The 3,040-nt window shown below is 69.5% G+C and carries 4 protein-coding genes; 2 read left to right on the plus strand and 2 right to left on the minus strand.

The features are described from left to right. Positions 1-254 precede the first annotated feature (254 nt). Positions 255-620 carry a darcynin family protein gene (locus AB0D14_RS44815; RefSeq protein WP_362791258.1) on the minus strand — a complete coding sequence of 122 codons (366 nt, stop codon included), beginning with the start codon at positions 618-620 and terminating at the stop codon, positions 255-257. A gap of 73 nt (positions 621-693) precedes the next feature. Then, entirely contained in the window at positions 694-1,587 is an 894-nt protein-coding gene (locus AB0D14_RS44820; RefSeq protein WP_362791260.1) for an NAD(P)H-binding protein, read from the minus strand. Between the two features lie 113 nt (positions 1,588-1,700). Between AB0D14_RS44820 and AB0D14_RS44825 the strand changes: the two genes are divergently transcribed. Continuing rightward, positions 1,701-2,639, plus strand: coding sequence for a LysR family transcriptional regulator (locus tag AB0D14_RS44825; RefSeq protein ID WP_362791263.1), 939 nt, complete (start codon positions 1,701-1,703; stop codon positions 2,637-2,639). Positions 2,640-2,771: 132 nt separating this feature from the next. Continuing rightward, positions 2,772-2,957 carry a hypothetical protein gene (locus AB0D14_RS44830; RefSeq protein ID WP_362791266.1) on the plus strand — a complete coding sequence of 62 codons (186 nt, stop codon included), beginning with the start codon at positions 2,772-2,774 and terminating at the stop codon, positions 2,955-2,957. Positions 2,958-3,040: the final 83 nt, after the last annotated feature.

Here is a 3,040-nt window from a genome sequence, read left to right on the forward strand (position 1 = left end):
GCATGGGCGATGATGTTCGGGCAGGCACGGTCTCGCTCGGTTCTCATGGGTCTCGACAACCACATGATCACCAGCGCCGTGCCTGCTCTGCTTCCAGGGCTCTTCTCGCACCAAGCTGGGACATGACGCCACGTCACACACGAGACCGGCGAACCGGACCGACCGCCTTCACGCAATGACCCTGGGTGCGTGGCGGCCGCTGGCCGCTCTTCGGCCCGATTGAACGGCCACGTTCACTGATGCGGAGCGGTGTGTCAGGTGCTGATGGTGGCAACGGGGGCGACCGGGTAGTTGCGTGCATAGCCGTTTTCGGTACCGACGAGGAGGTCGACGACCTCGAAGTAGCGGTCCCAGAACGGGGTTTCGCGCAGGGCGTCGATGAGGAGCTGGTAGGTGTGGTGATCGTCCGCTTCCCAGACCCAGACGTCGGTGACGCGCGCGGAGTAAAACTCGGTGTCGTAGAAGCGTGACCGGACGCCGGTGGTCCTGGCCTCGATCGTGGGGAGGACCTGGGTGGTGAAGGCGTCGATCCGCTCCGGGACGGTCAGTGCGAGCCACTCGGGCGTGGTCTTGACGAGCATGAACGCGGTGACCGGCGGTTCGGTTTCCTCAACGGGCATGGTGGTGTCTCCCAAGTGGCGGGTGGTCTGACGCCATGGGCGCCAATTGCGATGGCGAAGAGACTGGTGGCTTTCAGGAGAGGACGGCGGGCTTGAGGGTCTGGGCGCACCAGTGCTCGAAGGTGCTGGGACCGGCGGTGCCCGGGGTGCGGGGGACGCCGGCATCGAGGCCCTCGTCCTTGGCCCGCTTCATGTCGACGATGCCCTGGACGAACGCCTCGTCGAGGCCGTAGCCGACGAGGGTGGCGTACAGCTCGTCGAGCGACTGGCGTTCATACCGGACGGGACGGCCGAGTTCCTCGGTCATGATGCGGGCCAGGTCATTGGGAGACAGGTCCTGCGGCCCGAGGACCGGAACACTGCCGGTGCCCGTCCACGAGCGGTCCAGCAACAGGCCGGCAGCGACGGCCGCGATGTCGGCGACGGCGACCAGAGGCGCCTTGCGGTCGGCATCGACGACGTCGGTGAAGACGCCCTTGTCGCGGATCGAGTCGACCTCCTCCAGGAGGTTCTCGAAGAAGGACGGGTTGGCCAGGGCCCGGTAGGCGACACCCGTGCCGGCCAGAAGGTCGTCCATGGCCAATGAGGCGGTGACGAGTCCGGCGCGGCCGGCGAGCGGGGTACCGCGGCCGAGCGCGGAAACGCCGACGACGTGGCCGACCCCGTGGGCGGCGAGCGCCTTCGCGGCGGGGCGGGTGAAGCCGGACCATGCGTCCTCCGGGGCCAGGGAGGCGTCCGGGGGGACGAGCCAGAAGACGGCGTCCGCGCCCTGGAAGGCCCCCTTGACCACCTCGGCGTCGCCATGCGAGCCGGTGACCACCTCGACGCGTCCGCGTGCCGCGGCCAGCAGCCGTGCCGGGTCACGCACGATCACGCGCAGTTCCTCACCGGCGGCGGGAGCGGACTCGAGAAGCCGGGTGAGCAGGTGGCGGCCGATGTTCCCGGTGGGGGCAGTGATGACAATCATAAATACCTCAAGGGTCCGTGTCGGGTCGGTACACCCTCATCCTGGGGAGCACCGCAGTGATGCCACAATGGGAACTTCAGCAAGGAGATGTTGCTTGAAATGGAATTACACTGGTGAACAGCCCGCATTCGGCTCTTGACGCCAACCTCGCCGTCGCGTTGGACGCCCTGCTGACCGAGCAGAGCGTTACCCGCGCCGCCGCCCGCCTGCGGACCTCCCCGGCCGCCATGAGCCGCACCCTCGGCCGCCTGCGCCGCACCCTCCAGGACCCGCTCCTGGTGCGGGCCGGACAGACCATGGTCCCCACCCCGCGCGCCCTGGCTCTGCGCGACGAAGCCGCCGCCGTGGTGCGCAGCCTCGGAGCGCTGCTCAGCCCCGGCGAAGGCGCCGACCCCGCCACCCTGCGCAGCACCTTCACCCTCCAGGCCGCCGACCTGGTCGGTGCGGCGCTGACCCCCCAACTGCTGCAGCTGGCGCGGCAGGAGGCGCCGGGCGTCTCGTTCCGGCTCCAGGCCGAGGAGCTGGAGGCCGGCCCGGCCCTCCGCGACGGCCGGATCGATCTGGAGGTCGGATCCATCGACCACGTGGACCCGGAGACCCAGGTCGAAGAACTGGTCACGCTCCGGATGATGGCGGCCGTCCGCCCAGGCCACCCCCTCGCCGAGAAGGCCCTGACTCCCGCGCGACTCGCTGCCGCCGAACACGTCGCGGTCAGCCGACGAGGCCGGTTCACCGGCCCTGTCGACACCGCCCTGGCCGAGCACAACCTCCACCGGCGCGTCACCGCCGTCCTTCCCAGCCACCTAACGGCGATGACCCTCACGGCCCGCAGCGACGTCGTCTGCCTCGTCCCCGCCGCACTTCCCGGCAACCCCGAATCGCCTCTTACCCACACCGCCACCGCCCTCGGCCTGGTGCTCCTCGACATTCCCCTGCCGCTGCCTCCGCTGGCCATCGCCATGGCCTGGCACCCCCGCCACGCAGCCGACGGAGCCCACCAATGGCTCCGCGGCGCTGTTCGCCGCACACTCCGCGCGCCCGGGACCAGTTGACGTATTCCCAGGGGCGCAGCATCGGCTGACAGCGGCCGGTGGCAGGGGCGACCGGCGTCGCGTGGACCGGGGCCGGGATCAGCACTACGACGAGTGAACGATCAGACGAGAGTTCGTCTCACCGAGCTGTCCTTGGGTCGGACAAAGGCTACGGTCAAGGAGAAAGGGACACGCGAAACGCGAGCCCACAGAAAGGCCTCGTACCTGGCCACCAACCTGCCCCACCCCGACGCACCTCACGCCGCCACCGGCCCGCACCCGCCGGCCGACCTCGCCGAGATCGTCCGCCTCTACGGCCTGCGTCCCTGGATCGAGTGAAGTAGGCCGCCGACGAGGTGCCCCTGGTTGGGGTCCTTTTTCGACGGCCCCTTCCCGAACCGGACGGACCCGTTTTCGGGTAT

The sequence above is a fragment of the Streptomyces sp. NPDC048484 genome (assembly GCF_040651415.1).
Taxonomy (GTDB): domain Bacteria; phylum Actinomycetota; class Actinomycetes; order Streptomycetales; family Streptomycetaceae; genus Streptomyces.

What these genes read in the sequence shown, in the direction of transcription:
- AB0D14_RS44820 (WP_362791260.1), bottom strand. Translation starts at nt 1,587, where the DNA reads ATGATTGTCATCACTGCCCCCACCGGGAACATCGGCCGCCACCTGCTC.
- AB0D14_RS44815 (WP_362791258.1), bottom strand. Translation starts at nt 620, where the DNA reads ATGCCCGTTGAGGAAACCGAACCGCCGGTCACCGCGTTCATGCTCGTC.